Annotated in this window: 13 protein-coding genes and 1 pseudogene; 7 read left to right on the plus strand and 7 right to left on the minus strand. The window is 62.4% G+C overall.

Annotation, left to right across the window (positions count from 1 at the left end; genetic code table 11):
• Together VN856_RS09240 and VN856_RS09245 are read right to left on the minus strand one after the other, a co-directional pair.
• Positions 1-825: cytochrome P450 (locus VN856_RS09240; RefSeq protein WP_325688225.1), on the minus strand; the 825-nt coding region annotated here is incomplete at its 3' end.
• Positions 826-1,134: 309 nt separating this feature from the next.
• Complete coding sequence (locus VN856_RS09245; protein WP_325688227.1) at positions 1,135-1,890, minus strand: TetR/AcrR family transcriptional regulator; 756 nt, start codon at positions 1,888-1,890, stop codon at positions 1,135-1,137.
• A 102-nt stretch (positions 1,891-1,992) separates the two neighbouring features.
• Here VN856_RS09245 and VN856_RS09250 point away from each other — a divergent pair, with 102 nt between their 5' ends.
• From VN856_RS09250 to VN856_RS09265, 4 genes and pseudogenes are all read left to right on the plus strand, one after another.
• On the plus strand, positions 1,993-3,510 hold the full coding sequence (locus tag VN856_RS09250; protein ID WP_325688228.1) for a GMC family oxidoreductase: 1,518 nt from the start codon (positions 1,993-1,995) through the stop codon (positions 3,508-3,510).
• Between the two features lie 215 nt (positions 3,511-3,725).
• Positions 3,726-4,331, plus strand: a pseudogene (locus tag VN856_RS09255) (adenylate/guanylate cyclase domain-containing protein); the annotation flags it as partial.
• A gap of 92 nt (positions 4,332-4,423) precedes the next feature.
• The gene (locus VN856_RS09260; protein ID WP_325688230.1) at positions 4,424-4,846 is read left to right on the plus strand and encodes a DUF732 domain-containing protein; all 423 of its coding nucleotides are present in this window, start codon (positions 4,424-4,426) and stop codon (positions 4,844-4,846) included.
• 53 nt (positions 4,847-4,899) lie between these two features.
• Complete coding sequence (locus tag VN856_RS09265) at positions 4,900-5,094, plus strand: hypothetical protein (protein WP_325688232.1); 195 nt, start codon at positions 4,900-4,902, stop codon at positions 5,092-5,094.
• Positions 5,095-5,140: 46 nt separating this feature from the next.
• Here the strand turns inward: VN856_RS09265 and VN856_RS09270 are convergent, their stop codons facing one another.
• The 4 genes from VN856_RS09270 to VN856_RS09285 all read right to left on the minus strand — a co-directional run bounded on the left by VN856_RS09270 (position 5,141) and on the right by VN856_RS09285 (position 9,119).
• Entirely contained in the window at positions 5,141-6,517 is a 1,377-nt protein-coding gene (locus VN856_RS09270) for a TIGR00366 family protein (protein WP_325688246.1), read from the minus strand.
• 185 nt (positions 6,518-6,702) lie between these two features.
• Positions 6,703-7,080 (minus strand): DUF732 domain-containing protein, encoded by a 378-nt coding sequence (locus VN856_RS09275; RefSeq protein ID WP_325688234.1) that lies wholly within the window; start codon positions 7,078-7,080, stop codon positions 6,703-6,705.
• Positions 7,081-7,216: 136 nt separating this feature from the next.
• A complete protein-coding gene (locus tag VN856_RS09280; protein ID WP_325688236.1) occupies positions 7,217-8,455 on the minus strand; it encodes a thiolase family protein in 1,239 nt (412 codons plus the stop codon).
• A 43-nt stretch (positions 8,456-8,498) separates the two neighbouring features.
• Positions 8,499-9,119 (minus strand): alpha-ketoglutarate-dependent dioxygenase AlkB, encoded by a 621-nt coding sequence (locus tag VN856_RS09285; RefSeq protein ID WP_325688238.1) that lies wholly within the window; start codon positions 9,117-9,119, stop codon positions 8,499-8,501.
• Between the two features lie 177 nt (positions 9,120-9,296).
• Between VN856_RS09285 and VN856_RS09290 the strand changes: the two genes are divergently transcribed.
• Positions 9,297-9,596 (plus strand): hypothetical protein, encoded by a 300-nt coding sequence (locus VN856_RS09290; protein ID WP_325688240.1) that lies wholly within the window; start codon positions 9,297-9,299, stop codon positions 9,594-9,596.
• Between the two features lie 37 nt (positions 9,597-9,633).
• Here VN856_RS09290 and VN856_RS09295 read toward each other — a convergent pair whose 3' ends face one another.
• Positions 9,634-10,926: a cation:proton antiporter gene (locus tag VN856_RS09295; protein WP_325688242.1), complete on the minus strand. Its 1,293-nt coding sequence runs from the start codon at positions 10,924-10,926 to the stop codon at positions 9,634-9,636.
• Between the two features lie 184 nt (positions 10,927-11,110).
• On the opposite strand from VN856_RS09295, the gene VN856_RS09300 reads away from it, so the two are divergent.
• Together VN856_RS09300 and VN856_RS09305 are read left to right on the plus strand one after the other, a co-directional pair.
• Positions 11,111-12,811, plus strand: a complete 1,701-nt coding sequence (locus VN856_RS09300; protein WP_414686911.1) for an NAD(P)/FAD-dependent oxidoreductase — start codon at positions 11,111-11,113, stop codon at positions 12,809-12,811.
• A 68-nt stretch (positions 12,812-12,879) separates the two neighbouring features.
• A partial coding sequence (locus VN856_RS09305) for a type I polyketide synthase (protein WP_325688245.1) occupies positions 12,880-18,355 on the plus strand: 5,476 nt, incomplete at its 3' end.

Genomic DNA, 18,355 nt, shown 5'->3' on the forward strand with positions numbered 1-18,355 from the left:
GCGCAGCTTTGCCCATTGGTCCGGGTGCTCGCAGAGCACCTGCACTGACGCCGACAGTTGGTTTCGCGTCGTGTCTGTTCCCGCCATGAGGAATCCGGCCGCCAGCATGCGGAGTTCGTCGAGATTCAGCCGGTCGCCGTCGCTTTCGGCGCGAATGAGCTCCGACAGTAAGTCATCGGTGAGGTGGTCTCGGCGGGCTGCGACCATGTCGTCGACGTAGGCGTCGAGTTCGCCCCATGCGCGCATGATCGCGGCCTCGTCGAAGGTGACGTCAGGCTGAAAGTTGAGGGCCTTGAAAATCTCTTCGGTCCAGTCCGCGAATAGCTGCCAATCTTTGCGTGGCGCACCGAGCAGCGCGCAGATGATCGGGGTCGGGTACTGATACGAGATGTCGGTCACGACGTCGCAGCGTCCGGCGTCCATGACCTGGTCGATCAGCCCGTTGACCACGTCGTGGATCGTCTCTTGGAGACGTGATGTCGCCCGGGGTGTGAACGCCCTGGATACCAGCTTGCGCAACCGGGCATGCGACGCACCGTCTAGGCCAAGGAGGCTGTTCGCCATTTTGTCGAACAACGGCCCCGACGTGACGCCTTGCGCCGCCAGGGTGACACCGGGTGGTAGGCGGAATCTGTTGTCGCGCAATATGTCACGAGCCATCTCATAGGACAGGATTTCCGGACCGAGAGGCCCGATTGCGATAGGTGAACTCGATTGCGCGTTTCGGACGTCCTCGACGACGTCATGCGGAGTGGCGCTGAGGTCGTAGCTAAACGTGGGTAGGCCACCGTCGAAGACAGTGGGAGCGGTGCTGTTCGCGTTCATCGGATGACTCGCCTTCCAATCCCGCCTACCTAGACGGGCCTACGGACGTATTTTGTCAAAGCGTATGACCAGCTCCTGCTGAACGTCAATGACGATTGAATACTCCCAGGTAGTAGAACAATTCTGTTGATGTGATCATACAATGTCGCACCTAATGTCCATATCCAAGCCAGACGCGGCCACATGGGCATTTATCTCGAACCGTACTTCCAAGACCGTGGGGATCGGCATCGCTCTCTCCTACGTTCGGCCTGTCTCTAGCAACATCCGTTCTATTGGTTGAATGACCGGCTCGTGCGAGCATCAGGGCTATCCAGACTTGACTTGAGGCCCAACTCTTTCGTCCTGGTCGGCTAATTCGGTGAGCCACTCGGTGAGGAGGGTGTGCTCCGCGTCGGTTAGCGGGGGTGCATCACCGTCGCGGATGGCCTCCCTGAGCGCCGCGGCGCGCCCGCGTATCTCTGCGGATGCGCCGTCATGGGGCCGCCGATTATCGACGTCGGCGATGGCCGAAAGCGCATTCTCTCGAGCGATGGCCGACAACCGTGGGTCTCGCTCGGGCGGCGGCACCACGATCTGCGTCATGACGAAACCCACGCCGCAAGAATGGAACAGTTGAGTCGCCCGCTCGACACTCATTCGTAGGTAGCCCTGATCGGCGAGCCGGCAGATGACCTGTTGCAGTAGGCCGATGGTTTCCCGCGCTGCAGACGGCGTTACCCCGGGACGGCCCCTGCCATATGTGAGCTGATAGCAATCCGGGCGTGTGAAACCGAACTCGACGTGCTGATCCCAGAGTCCACGCAGATCGGTCACCGGATCGCCGGACTCCGCGAGGAGGCGACGCTTGTCGGCTAGGTACTCCCGCAGGACGAAGCTGGTAACGGCGTCGAGCAGGCCCTCCTTGTCGCCGAATTGTCGATACAAGGTCGGCGGCTGGATGCCTGCGGCCGCAGCCACCGCACGAGTGGAGACCGCCTCAACACCACCCGTCTCGAGCAGGTGGGCGGCGGCGCGCAAGGCCCGGTCCGACGTGGAGGGGGAAGCGCTGGATATTTCGGTCATGTTTCCAACGGTAACAGATTATTGATAACAGTAGAGTATCGATGATACGTTCTACGCGTTATCACCGGAAACACGGATCGTGCGTGGTCGTGGGAGGGAATTATGATTTTGAAAGCTTCGGACGCGTATGACGTCGTCATCGTGGGTGCCGGAACAGCCGGCTGCGTTCTCGCCGGGCGACTCTCGGAGGATGACGCCGTACGGGTGTTGCTACTCGAGGCGGGCGCCGGAAGCGTCCCTGCAGCCTGCGCGAACCCGCCGGACTGGCCGACGTTGCTGCACACGCCGGCCAATTGGGCTGGCCCGATGGCGATGCAAGCCGCGACGGGAACGACGCCGCTCATCGGCCGTGGCCGGGGCGTGGGTGGGTCGTCAGCGATCAATGCGATGTTGTTCGCCCGCGGGCACCATGACAGCTACGCCGCGTGGTCGGACGCCGGCGCCAAGGGCTGGTCCTTCGACGACCTGCTGCCGTACTTCAGGCGCAGCGAGACTGCTGCCCATGGTGATCCGGCACTGAGGGGCGTGGCCGGGCCGATTGTCGTGGCGCCGGCCGATCGGCCCAACGAGGTACTGCGTGACCTCCTGTGCGGAGCATCGCAGCGTGGTCACCGATTGGCGGCCGATGTCAGCGGCGGAGTCGAGCTTGGCTTCGGCCCCGCCGATCTGACCATCGTCGAGGGTAAACGGCACAGTGCGGCAGACGGCTATCTCGCCGACGCATTGCGGCGGCCCAACCTCGATTTGGTTTCGAACGCATTAGTTCATCGCGTCATCCTGGCGAGGGGGCGTTGCACCGGGGTGGAGTACGACACCGGCGCCGGTCCCGTCGTGGTCGCGGCGGACGAGGTGATCCTGGCCGCGGGCGCTATCGGGTCGCCCCAGGTGTTGATGCTTTCCGGGATAGGACCACAGGCTCATCTGCGCAACGTCGGCGTCGACGTGACGGCAGACCTACCCGGCGTCGGCGCGAATCTTCAGGACCACCCGTTGAGCGGCATCATCTATGCGGCCAGGCGACCAGTTCCGACCGGTACACGCAACCACGGCGAGATCATCGGTCTGCTCCGTTCGAGCGCGGCTACTCGCGCAGCGCCCGACATTCAGCTGATCTTCGTCGACACCGCTGCGGTCACCGGCGTCGACATGCCTAACAGCTTTTTGATCGGGGTGTCGGTCTTGCTGCCCTATAGTCGCGGAAGCGTCCGGCTGGCCGGGCCCGCACCCGATCTGCTGCCGGTGGTCGACCCGAATTACTTCGGCGACGACCGCGACATGGTCACCATGCTCGAGGGGTTGGAGATTGCCCGCGATATCGGTACAGCCCCCGCCTTAAAGGACTGGCGTGCCGAAGAATTCGCGCCAGGGCCCGAAGCGAAGGATGAAGTTGCCCTGCGCAGCTTCATCCAGGCCTCAACGACGTCCTACTTCCACTACGCGGGCACTTGCGCGATTGGCGACACGGAAAAATCCGTCGTGGACAGCGATCTGCGGGTGCACGGGATCAGCGGGCTTCGGGTGGTCGACGCATCGGTGATGCCGACGATCCCGTCGAACAACACATTGGCCACGGTCTACGCGATCGCCGAACGTGGCGCAGACCTCATTCGACAGGGCTGAAGCCGCCGTCAATGGGTCGAGACGCAGAAGCGCTAATGATTTCACAACGATCTGCAGCCATCCGCACACTGCGTACCTGAATTATGCGCTGCAACAGAATGTTCCACTCCGTTCCACTGCTCCAGCCGAGAGGAGTAGCCATGCCCGGGCGTATACGCATCCGGCTGCGCGCAGTATTAGCAGTTTCGCTGATGTTCTGCGATACGCATCACCGCATGCTGGCGAGCATGGGCGAGCTTGGCCGATGGGTGGATGCGTCGCCGCTGAACTGGGGCGAGTTGGGCGTGAGCGCGCTGCCGACCGGAACGGTCACTTTGCTGCTGGCCGACATCGAGGGCTCGACTCGGCTGTGGGAGACCCACCCCGACGAAATGACCGCCGCTGTCGCGCTCCTCGACCAGGCGGTGACTGCCGCGATCGCGGCGCACGACGGAGTCCGCCCGGTCGAGCAAGGCGAAGGCGACAGCTTCGTGATCGCATTCGCTCGTGCTTCAGATGCGGTGGCCTGCGCGTTCGATCTACAGCGTGCGTCGCTGGCCCCGATCAACTTACGCATCGGGGTACACACCGGCGAGGTGCGGCTGCGCGACGAAGGCAACTACATCGGACCGACGATCAACCGGACCGCACGATTGCGTGACCTGGCCCATGGCGGGCAAACAGTGTTGTCGGGTGCGACCGAACCGTTGGTTGTCGACCAGCTCCCGCCCGGTGTTTTGCTGACCGACCTTGGCACCTATCCGCTGCGCGATCTGCCCCGGCCCGAACGGGTGGTCCAGCTGTGCCACCCCGACCTGCGCAACGACTTCCCGCCGCTGCGATCACCCAGGGGGCAGGTTCGCCAGAGAAATAGCAGATCAGAGACAGTTTCGGAGAAATCTTGAAGAGCTAATATCGGGTAAGCTCGCGGCTCATGGGCAAGCAGACCAAAGGCGAAGGCATGACTGCCGTGCGCATCGGCATCACCAGCCTTGCACGCGCTCTGGTTAGCGCCTCGATGGTGCTGACCGCCGCCATTATTTGCGCCGGCGCGGCAGGCGCCGACCCAAGCCAGCAGGATCAGTTTCTGGCGCTGCTCGCACAAGAACAAATTCCACCTGTAGATGACGGTGAGGTGCCTGGTGTCGTCGCCCGGGCACAGCAAATTTGTGGCCAACTCAACGGCGGCACCCCGGTCGACGCCATGGTCAACGAAGAGATGAACCGTGGGTATGGGGAAAATCCGGCTTTACACCTATACGCCGACCGCGTTAGGCGAACCGCAATTAGGTTCGTCACCGCATCGGTGAAGGTTTACTGTCCACGCCATCAAGGCGAGCTTCCGCCGTACGAGTAAGTCACTGAGCTGGCCGGCTCCATGTTCTATCCTCGCGGCGTATATAGGAAGGTATGGAGCGCGAAAAGACGACCGGGCTGGTCGAGCTCTGGAGCAAAACGAAAGGCGAGCTTGAGTCCCGCGTCTTCCAGGACGAAGACCAGTTCGTGCTGGTTGTCAGAAGGATCCAGCCGGGACAGCCGAAGCAATACGTCTTCTGGCACCCGTATCCAAATCTCGAGGCGGCGAAAGCGCAAGTTCCTAGCTAGCTCGACGGCGGTCGGGCCAGCTCCACATAGTCCGCTGGAAGCGGCGTCAAATGATGTAGGGCGCGATCAGAGTGGTTGCACCCAACACGACCAACCCGATCACGAATGCGACGATCGTAAAGCCCATCACCTGACGGACATTGAGCTTTGCGATCGCGAGCAGGGGGAGTAACCAGAACGGCTGGATCATGTTCGCCACTCCCTCGCCGACGGCGACCGCCATCGAGATCAACCCGAGGTAGGCCGGCGAGCGTTGCCCGATCGCCAGCGCCGCGTCGACCGCGATCGGGCCCTGCACGGCCCAGTGCCCGCCACCCGACGGCACGAACAGGCTGATGACCAATGAGCCGATGAAGGTCAGGAACGGCAGCGTGTACTGGGTCGCGCCGCTCACGACGGTCTGGGCCAGCAGCGTCTGCAGCGGCTTGGCCCCATGAGCCGCGTGCGAGGGCAGATAGCCCAGCAGGCCGACCAGGCCGCCATACAGCGGATACTGCAGCAGCAGTGGACCGGACACTTTCGCGGCGCCGGTGAATGCCCGGATGAACCGGATCGGCGTGCGGTGCAGCAACGCACTGGTGATCGTGAACAACATGATCATCGATGAGATGTTCAGCGCGAAACCGCTGATGCAAAAGTAGGTGATGCCCGCGGCGAACACGAGAACATTCAGGATCCACAAGTTCTCCAGCCACTCAGCAAACGTTTTCTTGCCCTCGGCCCTAACCTCGGGCTGGTCCTCGTCCTCGAACACGGCGGCATCGGGCGCGAGGCTCTGGGCAGGCTCCATGCGCCAGATCGCCAGCGCGAGTAGCGCCAGCACGACGATCACCGACAGCCAGCTATAGGGCTCAAAGATCGTCAGTTTCAGTGGCACCGTGATGCCGGTCAATTTGTGGATCACGTTGATCGGGCTGCCGTTGTCCGTGTTCGCCAGCGCAATCGACGACGAGAGTCCCTGCGTCCAGACGATGAAGCCCATGAACGCCGCCGCGATGAGGTAGCCGAAATGCGCCTCGGTAAAGCGCTTCGCGACCTGCCGGGCGACCAGCGCGCCTGCTACCAGCCCGAGTCCCCAGTTCAGCAGGGAGAGAACAGCGCTCACGCCAAAGCAGAGAAGGGCTCCCTGGACCTGGTTCTTCGGCTTGCCGGCGATGGAGACGATGGCCCGCTTCAGGACCGGCGCCTCGGCGAGCGTGTAGCCCGTCACCAGGATGAGGACCATCTGGAAGGCGAACGTGAAGATGTTCTGCGATCCCCACACACCGCCATACCACGCCTTGAGCATGCCGCTGGACGAGGCGCCGTTCACCAAAAAGGCGACCAGCGCGGCGACGATGACGGTGAGGATGACGGCGAACAGGTACGGGTCGGGCATCAGGCGTTCGACATACCGCACACACAGCGCGGTCAGGGATTGCATGACGCCGCCGTGTTTCGGACGTGGTGGCTTCGGGGGTTCGGGCTCGGCCTCTGGCGCTCCGCTCGTGGCCTGGCTTGTGGCCTTCGGGTCTTCGCTCGTCGTCATTGACCTACCCTCGCTCGCGGCGTGTCGTTGCCAGTGGTCGCCCGGCGGCCACTTCGCCTGGCGCGGGCTGCCGGCTCGGCCTACCCGACTCCCGGCGTGGGCTGTCGCTGCGGCGGTAGGGGAGTTGGCGAGGCCTGCGTGATCTGTTGACCCATGTGCTGAGGGCAGTAAGCGCTCGCGGCGATCATGGTGAACTGGGCGGCTCCGTCGGCGTTAAATCCAGGATTGCTCGACGACACGCTGCTGATGACGACAGCTTGGGGATTGCCCTGGTTCATCAGTTCGCATGCCTCTTTGCCGACCGCGACGGCGACAGTTGGGTCCTGGTAGGTGATGCCGGCCTTGGTGAGTGCCGCCAAAAAGCTCGCGTCGGGCCCCGAACTGCCCGGATCGGCCTGGGCCGGCGTGGCCACGCCGAGCACCGTGGCGAAGCCCGCAAGCATGACAAGAAATCGCATGGCGTCATCCTCGTACAGATCGGCGCCATTTTCTTGTCCGATTTCAACGCGTGGATGACCATTACTTATCCAGCGGATTACGCGCCGTGCCGATCGGCCAGACCGGCGATGACGGGCGGATTGGGCGCCGGAAGCGCTACTTAGCCGCGGGATTTTCTAGTACGACGGCGACGCCTTGGCCCGATCCAATGCACACGCCTATGACGCCGTAGCGCGCACCGCGCTCATGTAGTTCGGTGGCCAAGGTGAGTACGTAGCGGGTTCCTGTGGCGCCGAACGGATGTCCTATCGCAACGGCGCCGCCGTTCGGTGTCAGCTTGTCGTCGGGAACGACGAAGCCGTCGAGCTGGTTTGGCAGTTCGCGCAAGACGCCGAGAGCCTGGGCGCTGAATGCTTCATGGACCTCCCAAACGTCGATCTGCTCAGGGGTCAGGCCCGCACGGCGGATGGCCATCGGGATGGCCCACGCCGGCGCCAGCCCCATGACGAGTGGATCGATCCCGTAGACGGCGCTGGAAACCACCCGGGCCAGTGGCTCAACTCCGAGTTCGGCCGCTCTCTCGCCGGAGGCGACGACGACGGCGCTGGCTCCGTCGGTGAGGGGAGTGGAGTTGGCTGCGGTCATCTGGGTGGTGCCTGGTTGCACAGGCAGTGCGGCGAGCGTTTCGGCGGTGGTGTCGTCGCGGATGAATTCGTCGTGCTCAGCCAACCGCGCGGGGGTTTTCTTCGTCGCCGGGATGGGCACGCTCATGATTTCTTTGGCGAATCGGCCACGGTCGCGTGCGGCCTTGGCGTGCTGCTGGGACCGCAGCGCAAAAGCGTCGATCTCCTTGCGGCTCAACGAGTAACGGTCGGCGACGTTTTGCGCGGTCTCGATCATGCTGATGTAGGCGTTGCGCGCCAGCAGCGCCGGGTTGGGCGGCCCGCCTGCCCCGGACCACATGGTGTCGAGCATGAGCACCGGGCCTCGTGGGCTAAACGGCGCCTCGCCTTTCATCAACGCCCATCCCGACCGTGACATCGATTCGACCCCGCAGGCGATCCCGACTCCAAGATCACCGGCTTTGATGGAATGGCTGACGCTGACCAAGGCGCTCAGCGACGAGCCGCAGTACCGGTTGAGGGTCGCCCCGGCGACGGAGTCGGGGAATCCCACGGCCAGCGCCGCCCAACGGGCGATATCGCCCATCCCCTCGTGGGCCGGGTTGACGCAGCCAGCGATGATGTCCTCGACCGCCTCCATGGGAACGCCGACGCGCTCGCACGCGCCTTTCATGGTCATGCCGAGTAGCTCATCGGTGCGGATGCCCGACAATGTGCCGCCGTAGCGGGTGAACGGTGTGCGCACTCCACCAAGAACGTAAGCCTCAGTCATCGTTGACCTTTCGGACTATCCGGCGGGTTTTCAGTTGTTGCGATCAGGATTGGGTGACGCTGGAGAAGTTTAGGCTCATCCGCGGCCCGGCCGGGGCCTTCTGCTTAGGCACGCAATGTTGCCAGTCGCGCTGGCAGCGGCCCTGCATGATGATCAGGTCCCCGCCATCGGGGGTGAACACCGTGCTGGGCCCGCCGCCGAACTGACGGACCAGGAACCTGCGCGGCGCACCTAGGCTGAGCACGGGTACGACTGCCGTCGGCGCCTTATGCGCCGGGCGATCGGCGTGCCAGCCTGTTCCGTCGTGGTTGTCCCGATACCAGTTCATCCAGATCCGGTCGTACGGTACCCCGAGACGCTCGCTGAGCGTGCCGGCCAGCTCTGCCAGCAGCACAGGTGCCACGCTCAAATCCAGGTATTCACCGGTGAGCCGCGGTTCCTCGACCCGGCGGTCGAACATCCAGCGCTGACGCTGTTCCCACACGTCGAGGGTGGCCAGCTCGGCGAGGAGCCGATGATGTCCGGTGAGGAACCTGGGCACGTGGGTGATCGATGAGTGCTCGTCGAGCCGGTGGAGTGTGGAGGATTCGAACGCGTCGGGATGGATGGCAGGGGTGTCGGCTTCATCGTCGTCGAACAGCGACGCCTGGTACGCGCTCGTCATCGTTGCCTCCTCCCTGCCGATCGCTAACCTGCCGTTCCAACCTCGATGGCCGGCAAAATAGTCCTGTCCATGGCCATCGTCTGCTGACGTGAATTCGACATGGCCGCGGCGTGACGGTTCGAGATGCCTTCCGGCGATTCGTCGAACAGTGTGGCCGGCCCGGGCTATGAATCAAAGGTGAGCAACCACCACGTGAACCTAACCCCGCAGGAAAACTCGTTGATCGCCGAGGCTCATCCCGACGCTCTGGCCCGCATGGACGCGAAGTCGTTGAAAGATCTGCAGAACCGGCTCAGGCAGGCACGCGAGAAGAACTTCAGCTTGCTACGCCGCCAGGGTGCGGCGCGCGTCGAGGCCGAAGGTGCCCGCGGCGCCGCCCAGCCGGCCAACGAAAAGCGCGGAGAAAAGGTGGAGGTTTTCGACGAGGCGCTGGCTCGGGTGAACGAGCGCCTAGACGCCGTAAGTCACGCCGAGTAGCGGCGGGGCTCCGGGCCAAGGTCAGAAGCGCTGCGCATCAGCTCGCCGCGGCAGACACGGTCCCCTCGCGGACAGGTTCCGGCGAATCGTTCTCAAGATTCTCGCGGTGCCGTCCGTAGACCCACTCGAACACCGGTGTGGCCATGAGTGTGGTGACGATAGCGACGAGGACAAGAATGCTGAACAGCGTGGGGGTGATGATGCCGGCTTGGAGTCCGATGTTGAGCAGGATGAGTTCAATGAGTCCGCGCGCATTCATCAGCGAGCCCAGCGCGACAGACTCGCGCAATGGAACCCTTCGCAGCCGCGCCGCGAGCGTGCATGCGATTCCTTTGCCCGCAATCGACACCACGAGAATTCCGAGCGTTACCGCCCACAGCTTCGGGCTGTTCAACAAGCCGATCTGCGTGTTGAGCCCGGAATAGACGAAGAACAGCGGCAGCAGAAATGTGGTGACGAGCGGCTCGAGGTTGGCGGTCAGGCGCTGGGCGAAGAAACCGGAAGGCATGGCGACGCCAAGGATGAAAGCGCCGAAGATCGCGTAGATGCCGACGGTGTCAGTAAGCCAGGCGCAGGCCATGAGCAGGATCAGGACTGTGCTCAGCACCGGTGCGGTGATCGCGTTGTGGCGTTCGGATACAGCCCCGAGGCCGCGCAACAGTTTGCGCCCAATTGTCAAGAGCAGCAACGTATACAAGATTCCGCCGATGATTGCGGTAGCCGCGACGGCGATGCTGCCGCGGTGTATTGCGAGCACCGTTGCCAGAATGCACCAGGACAGCGCGTCGTCGGTTGCGCCACACGCCAATGCGAGCGTTCCCAAAGGCGTTCCGGAAAGCCCTCTTTCGTAGATGATTCGAGCCAGCATGGGAAATGCGGTCGTCGCGATCGACGCCCCCAGGAACATCATCGCCATCGTGAGCGTGACACTCTTGTCGAAGTAGGTTCCGCTCGCGAGCAGAGGCGCAGCAATCAACGCACCCAGCGCCAGCGGCGTGAGGATGCCCGCTGCGGAGACCGCGACCGCGGTGCTGACCCGATGCTTGATCAGGTTGACGTCGAAGTTGAGTCCGATCAGGAACATGTAGAGGACCAAGCCGATCTGCGCGGCGGTGTACAGCACGACGTTCGACGGCCCTGGCGGAAAAAGGTGGTGCTGGACGTCGGGGGCGACCCGACCCAGCAGCGAAGGGCCGAGTAGGACGCCCGCAACCATTTCACCGACGACTTGTGGCTGGCCGAGGCGCTGTGACGCCAGACCCACCACACGGCAGGCAATGAGAATGACGGCCAGTTCCAAGAAGAAATGGGCGGCTGTTGCTGCGGGCATGGGGTATGTCCTCGAGGTTCGCCTGACTCTTCGCTTCTCCGCTTGCCAGAGACCCGGATTAGTGTAGCTTCTTAAATGTTAAGTAACTGTCCTATCCGAACAGCGGGAGGGACTTGTGGACGTACACGCGCAGCTGTCACAACTGAGCCCGGAGGCACGCGCAGCGCTGGCACAAAAGATCAAAATGCGTCTGGTGGAGGACGACACCGCTCATTCGGATCACGATGTGGCCATCATCGGAGGGGGCGTCGCGGCGCTCACATTGGCACTTGAGCTTCGGCGTACCAGACCGGGATCGCGCCTTCTCATCATCGAGCCACACGCCCACCCGATACCAGAGATCACCCACACCGTCGGCGAGTCCACAGTCGAGATCGCCGCGCAGTACCTCCGGGACCGCCTCGAGTTGGCCGACCACCTGAATACCTCGCAGTTACGCAAAATGGGTCTGCGAATGTTCTTTTCGCACGACGGTAATGCCGACATCGCACAGCGGATGGAACTCGGCAGCTCCTCTTTCACCCCTCAGGTCACCTACCAAATCGACCGAGCCAGGCTGGAGAACGAGCTGAATCGACGCTGCCTGTCGGAAGGTGTCGAAATCACCTCTGGGCGAGTCACATCTGTCGAGCTCGGCTTCGGAGGGCAACCCCATACTGTTCTCGTTCAGCACGGCGAAACCACCAGTTCCACCTCGGCACGTTGGGTGGTCGATGCTTCTGGACGCAACCGGGCGCTGCCCCGCCAATTGGACCTCAAACGCAGCAACGAACACCACTGCAACGCCGTTTGGCTGCGGGTTGCGACCGAAATCGACATCGGCCAGTGGAGCGCCGACCCGAGCTGGCAGGCACGACTCGTTGAAGGCGACCGGGCGATGTCCACCAATCACCTGATGGGCGAGGGCTACTGGGTGTGGTTGATCCGACTCGCGTCCGGGGCCACCAGCGTCGGCATTGTCGCCGATCCCGCCTTCCATCCGTTTAGCGATTTCAACACTCTCGCCAAAGCCCGGGCGTGGCTTACCGAACACGAACCGCAGTGTGCGGCCGTCCTGGCACGGCACGAACACCTGATCAAAGACTTCCGGGTGATGAAGAAGTACAGCCACGGCGCCACGAAAGTGTATGACGCACAGAGCCGATGGTGCCTCACCGGCGACGCAGGCGTCTTCCTCGACCCGCTGTACTCATCTGGGCTGGACCTCGTCGCGATCGGCAACGGCCTGATCACCGACCTGATCACCCGCGATCTCGACGGTGAGAATGTCGTCGCACGGTCTGGCATAAACGACTCGCTGTTCCGGTCGCTCACCGAAATGTGGCTCAACATCTACTGCAACCAGTACAAACTCATGGGCTCGCCGGCTGTTATGACGGCGAAGGTGATCTGGGACATCGCGTTCTACTGGGGCTTCTTAGGCCTGATGTACAGCAACGGCCGATTCGTCAGTGTCGCCGACGACCCCGGGGTGGTTCCACACCTGGAAGGCCTTATCGAGTTGAGCAACCGGATGCAGCGGTTCTTTCGGGAGTGGGCTTCGGTCGAGAACACTCGTCCTTCTGCGCAATTCGTCGATCTGTACTCGCGGCACAACTTCATGGTGACGCTGCACACCGCGATGATGGGAAAAGCGTCGGACTTCGCGGCACAATTCGATGCAAACGTGCGGATGCTCCGTCAGCTGGCAGGCCAACTGATCGAAACGATACTCACAGATAAGTGTCGCGAATTTTCCGACGACGATGTCATGCAGCAAGTACAGGCGTGGCAGCGAGACTCCCTTCTTCGAGAACTCCGATCCACCTATCGCCAGGAGCAAGACGGCGACCCGCTCAGCCAGGAGTGGATCGTCCGAACCGCTCCCGAACTCGAATTCAGTTGAGCAGGCCACACATCCATTCTGACCGGCGGTCCGGGCATTGATGAATCACTGGTGGTTAGGTCGATAAGTTGAACACCCCTGCCGAACAAGGCCTTAACAAGCCACTCGCGATCGTCGGGATCGGCTGCCACTTTCCCGGCGGCGCCCTCACCCCGGACCGCTACTGGGATCTATTGCGTAGTGAAACCGACGCTACCTGTGTCGTTCCCGAAACACGCTGGAATGCGGCCAAATACCATGATCCGAACCCGAACAAGGCGGGCAAGATGGCCACCCGCCGAGGCGGGTTCCTCAGCGAAATTGATCAGTTCGATCCGCAGTTCTTCGGCATCTCGCCTCGCGAGGCGAACTTGGTCGATCCCCAGCAGCGCCTCTTGCTGCGGACCACATGGGAAGCACTAGAAGACGGCGGGATATCCGCCGATAGTGTCGCCGGCACTGACGTCGGGGTTTTTGTAGGCGGCTTCACCCTCGACTATCAACTTCTCCAAAACCAAGGCCGCACAAGCCGTTACCGATTCAAAACCCATTCCGCTACCGGAATGATGATGACGATGCTGGCGAACCGGATCTCGTTCGCCTTCGACTTCCGCGGACCCAGCATGACCGTCGACACTGCATGCTCGAGCTCGCTCGTCGCGGTACACCTTGCAGCGCAGAGCCTCTGGAACGGCGAATGCGACCTGGCACTCGCCGGCGGCGTCAACATCATGATCGGACCCAACACGGCGATCGCGGAATCCAAGAGTGGGTTTCTCGCACCGGACGGGCGATGCAAGGCCTTCGATCAGTCCGCTGACGGCTACGCGCGGGGCGAAGGTGGCGCTATCGTCGTGATCAAGCCCCTGGCCCAGGCGCTGTGCGACGGCGATGCCATCTACGCGCAGATCCTCGGCTCAGCGGTATCCCAGGATGGCCACACCGACGGCATCACCGTGCCAAGCGCGGAAGCTCAAGAAGCAGCCATCAGGTCCGCCTTGCGACGGGCCCGGGTTCAGCCCAACGACGTCGGTTATGTGGAAGCACACGGCACGGGAACCCCGGTCGGCGACCCAGTTGAGGTTCGGGCTCTCGCCAACGCACTCGCCTCTGAACGTCCGCCAACCAACCCGCTCGTCATCGGGTCGGCCAAAACCAACATCGGCCATCTCGAGGCCGGCGCAGGCGTCGCCGGACTGATCAAAGCTGCGTTGGTACTCAAACACGGATACATTCCGGCGAACCTGCATCTGCACAATCCAAGCGATCAGATTCCGCTGGGGGAGCTGAGTATCGATATCCCCCAAGCCGGTCGCCCCTTCCCCGACTGCACGCGGCGGGTGGCGGGCGTCAACTCTTTCGGCTTCGGCGGCACCAACGCCCACGTGGTGCTCGCGGAGCCCCCCGCCCCGCTCGGGGCCAACGGCTCGAAACATTCTCAGCAACTGCCCATTGCTGTCTTGCCGATCTCGGCGCGCACCGAGGAAGCGCTCGTTGCCACAGCCCGTCAACTGACCGAGCATGTGGGCGCACACCCTGACGTCACACTGTTCGATCTTGGCTACACGCTCAGTCGGCGCCGAACACATTTGAACTATCGCCGAACCCTTGTCGCGGACAGCATCACCGATGCAAGAGAACAGCTTCAAGCCCTCGCCAACAGCGGGCAGATCTCTGCGAGCCGCACCGGCCCGACGGCACCCAAGCTGGCATTTGTCTGTACCGGCATGGGCCCGCAGTGGTGGCAGATGTGCCGCGACCTGCTCGATGTGTATCCCGTGTTCACCGACAGCATTCTGCGCAGCGATCGCGAGTTGTCCCGCCACACGAACTGGTCGCTGGTCGAGGAACTTCGGGCCGATGAAACCTGTTCGAGAATGGCCGAAACAGCTGTCGCGCAGCCCGCCAACTTCGCCATTCAGGTCGCGCTCGCCGAGCAGTTGAAGCACTACGGGATCACCCCGGACGCGGTGATCGGCCACAGCGCCGGCGAAGTAGCCGCCCATTATTTGGCCGGAGTCTTGACCTTCGAGCAAGCGATTCATGTCATTTATCACCGAAGCCGCCTGCAGCAACGCACCAGTGGACTGGGCCGCATGCTCGCGGTTGGCCTCAGCGCCGAATCATTCGTGGAGAAGATCGACACCAAAACGCGCGACGCAATCGGGCAGCGGGCATCGATCGCCGCGATCAACGGCCCGTCAACAGTGACCGTCGCCGGTGATAGCGACGTCCTCGACGATATCGCCGGTCAACTCGACGACCTGCAGATCTTCAACAGATTTCTCAACGGAAACGTCCCCTATCACACCCATTACATGGACGCCATCAAAGGCGACCTGGCCAGCGCGTGCGAGGAACTGGCTACCGGCGCGGCGGCGATTTCACTGTATTCCACTGTCACCGGCGAACGGTTGGACGGGTATTCCGACGCCACCGCGTATTGGTGGCAAAACACCCGTGCCACAGTTCTTTTCGAACCTGCGGTGCGCCGCATGCTCGATGACGGATATACCCACTTTGTCGAGCTGGGCCCGCATCCTGTCCTCGCCGCATCACTTTTCGAAATAGCCGCATCCCACAAAACCGAAGCCGTCGTCTTGGCGACTCAGCGGCGTAACGAGGACGACAGTCGTACGCTCATGAATTGCGTTGGCGCGCTGCATTGTCACGGTCATTCGGTCGCCTGGGATGCGCTCTACCCTCGCGATGGCGCGCGACTTCTCAAACTTCCTTTGTACCCGTGGCAGTCCAAGCGCTACTGGAACGAGACTCAGGAAGCGGCCGAGGACCTCCATTACCACCCGGTGCATCCATTGCTGGGGCAGCCGGTCAGCGGGGTACATCCGACCTGGGAAGTCGAGTTGAGTACCGCCTCCGCGCCCTTCCTGGCCGACCATGAGGTGCAGGGGAGCACTCTCGTACCCGGCGCCGTATACATCGAAATGGCCTTGGCGGCAGCTAAAGCCACCTACGGGTCGACTGATTACAGCGTCGACAACCTGGTGCTTCTGCGCGCAGTCATCCTGGACGAAACCTGCGATCCCATCCTGCGGACCACCCTCAACCGCGATACGGGAACCCTGGAATTTGCCGCATTCACGGCCACAACGGCAGGTGACGTCAAATGGACGATAGCAGCGACTGCAGAACTCAACATCTTGGCGCGGTCTGCTGACCGAGCCAAGATGCCTCGTCACGCAAAGCCCCTTAACGCCATTGATCGCGACGAGTTCTACACCAGGGCGCAAGCGGTCGGGTTCACCTACGGTGCCGCATTCCAGACCATTGCCGGCATCACGTCAGGAGACGGTTGGGCTACCGCCGATATCATGATCCCCGGACAGATCGCCGACGATGTCGATCAATACCGATTCCACCCGGCCCTCATCGACGGGGCCCTCCAAACTCTGATCGGCACAACGCTTCTTGGACGCGAGGCAGATGAAGGCGCCTACCTTCCCACTCGAATCAGGCGCAGCGCCATCTACCGTAGGCCTGAACAACACATGACCGCGCAGATCTCGGTGGTGTCGGCTACCAAGGACGAGATCGAAAGCGACATAACACTCTTCGGCGACGACGGAGTCTCGCTGGCCGTATTCACTGGTTTCACCCTGCGATCGCTGACCGCTTCATCAACTATGTCACCCGAGCGGGTAGACAAAGGTCTGTACGAGATTCAGTGGATCGAGCACACCAAGATCCAGAACGATCAGGCTGAGGAGGCACCGTTCTCGGAGAGCCTGTCCTGGTTGGTCTTCCTCGACGGCGGTGGCATCGGGACAACAGTGGCCGACCGATTGCGGCGCAGCGGCCACCACGTGCGGGTGGTCCTGCACCAAACCGTGACCGCGCTGACGAAGATTGACGGTGGCTACGCGCTGAACCCCCGGCGGCCCGAGCAACTCAACCAGTTGATTCAAACTCAACTCGAAAACGGACGTAACCTCGGCGGCATCATCAACTGCTGGCCGCTAGACATGCGCGCCGAATCCGACGGCAGTCACGCCGGGACGTCTGGTGAAATGAACGACCATCTTGGTGTTTTCACAATCCTGCATCTCGCCAAAGCCTTCGCGGAGCACGACACCATGGCGCCGCGGCTTTACGTGATCACGGCCAATGCGCAACCGGCATGTGGCACCGAAAGACTCGCCATCGAACAGGCCACGGTTTGGGGGCTCGGGCGCGTCGTCGGCCACCAAGAGTTCGTCAACCGATGGGGCGGACTGATCGACATCGACGACGCCGACGACCACATGGAGTCTGCATCGCGCGTCTGCGAGCACATTCTCTCTGAGGATCGCGAGGATCAGATCGCCATCCGGGGCCGCGCGACCTACGTCCCGCGTCTCCGCGCGAGCACGAGCCTGACGCAAGCTTTCCCAACCAAACTCACTCCCAACGCGACCTACGTCGTTACCGGTGGAATCGGGGCTCTCGGCCGCGTTGTGGCTACCTACCTGGCCGAACGCGGAGCACGTCATATTGCACTGCTGTCGCGAACAGAGATCCCGCCGAGAGAGCAATGGTCGCAACTGCCCGACGACCACCTGCATCGGGCGGCCGTTGACATGGTCCGCAAGATTGAGCGGCTCGGCGCTCGAGTAACTACCGCCAGTGTCGACATCACCGATACCGAACAGGTCGAAGAGTGGCTGACTAGCCATGCCCGAGACGGGGGCCGGCCGGTACGCGGAATCATTCACGCCGCGGGATCTGTCGACGATCGGCTTCTGGTGAACATGACCGAAGGCGACTTCACCACAGTTATGGCGCCGAAAATCAAGGGCGCCCAGGTCCTCCACAATGTATTTCACGAATCCGATCTGGAATTCTTCGTGATGTTCGGGTCGGCGGGGTCAGTCATCGCGTCTCCTGGACAAGGCAACTACGCGGCGGCAAACGCATTTCTCGATGCGTTCGCGCACTACCGACAGGCCCAGGGTCTGCCCGCTCTCACAATCGGTTGGGGCCCATGGTCAGTGGGTATGGTCGAAGAGCTCAAGCTGGAAAAAATCTACGCGCAGCGGGGGATCGAGCTCATCACGCCCGCGGCCGGCACCCGCATCCTCGATCGACTCATCAACCAAAAGATTCCCAACGTCATCGCGATCAGTGCTGACTGGGCGCGGGCCCGCCACGCCGGCCTCGGCGGCCAGCTGCCGCCCATGTTCGCCGAATTGGGCACACCCGAGACACTGGCCGACGCAAGCGATTCGGACTCGTCGGTACTCGATTTCCTCTCGGCATGTCCTCCCGCGGAACGGCTCGACATCGTCGCCGGCCATGTCCAACAGATCGCCGCGGCTGTGTTCGAGCTCGGGGTCGCCGATATCGGACTCGACGACGCCCTTGACGACATCGGTCTGGACTCCTTGATGGCGATGGAATTCAGGCTCAGGGTCAATGCGATGTTCTCGATAGATCTGCCGCTGCTCGAGCTACTCCGAGGCGTAAGTGTCAATTCGGTGGCCGCCAGAATCCTCACCGACCTTCACCTGACGAACGCCGGCCCCGCGGCGGTCACCGAAGAAGTGCCAGAGACCGACACCACTGACG

The sequence above is a fragment of the Mycobacterium sp. genome (assembly GCF_035603715.1).
Classification (GTDB): Bacteria; Actinomycetota; Actinomycetes; order Mycobacteriales; family Mycobacteriaceae; genus Mycobacterium.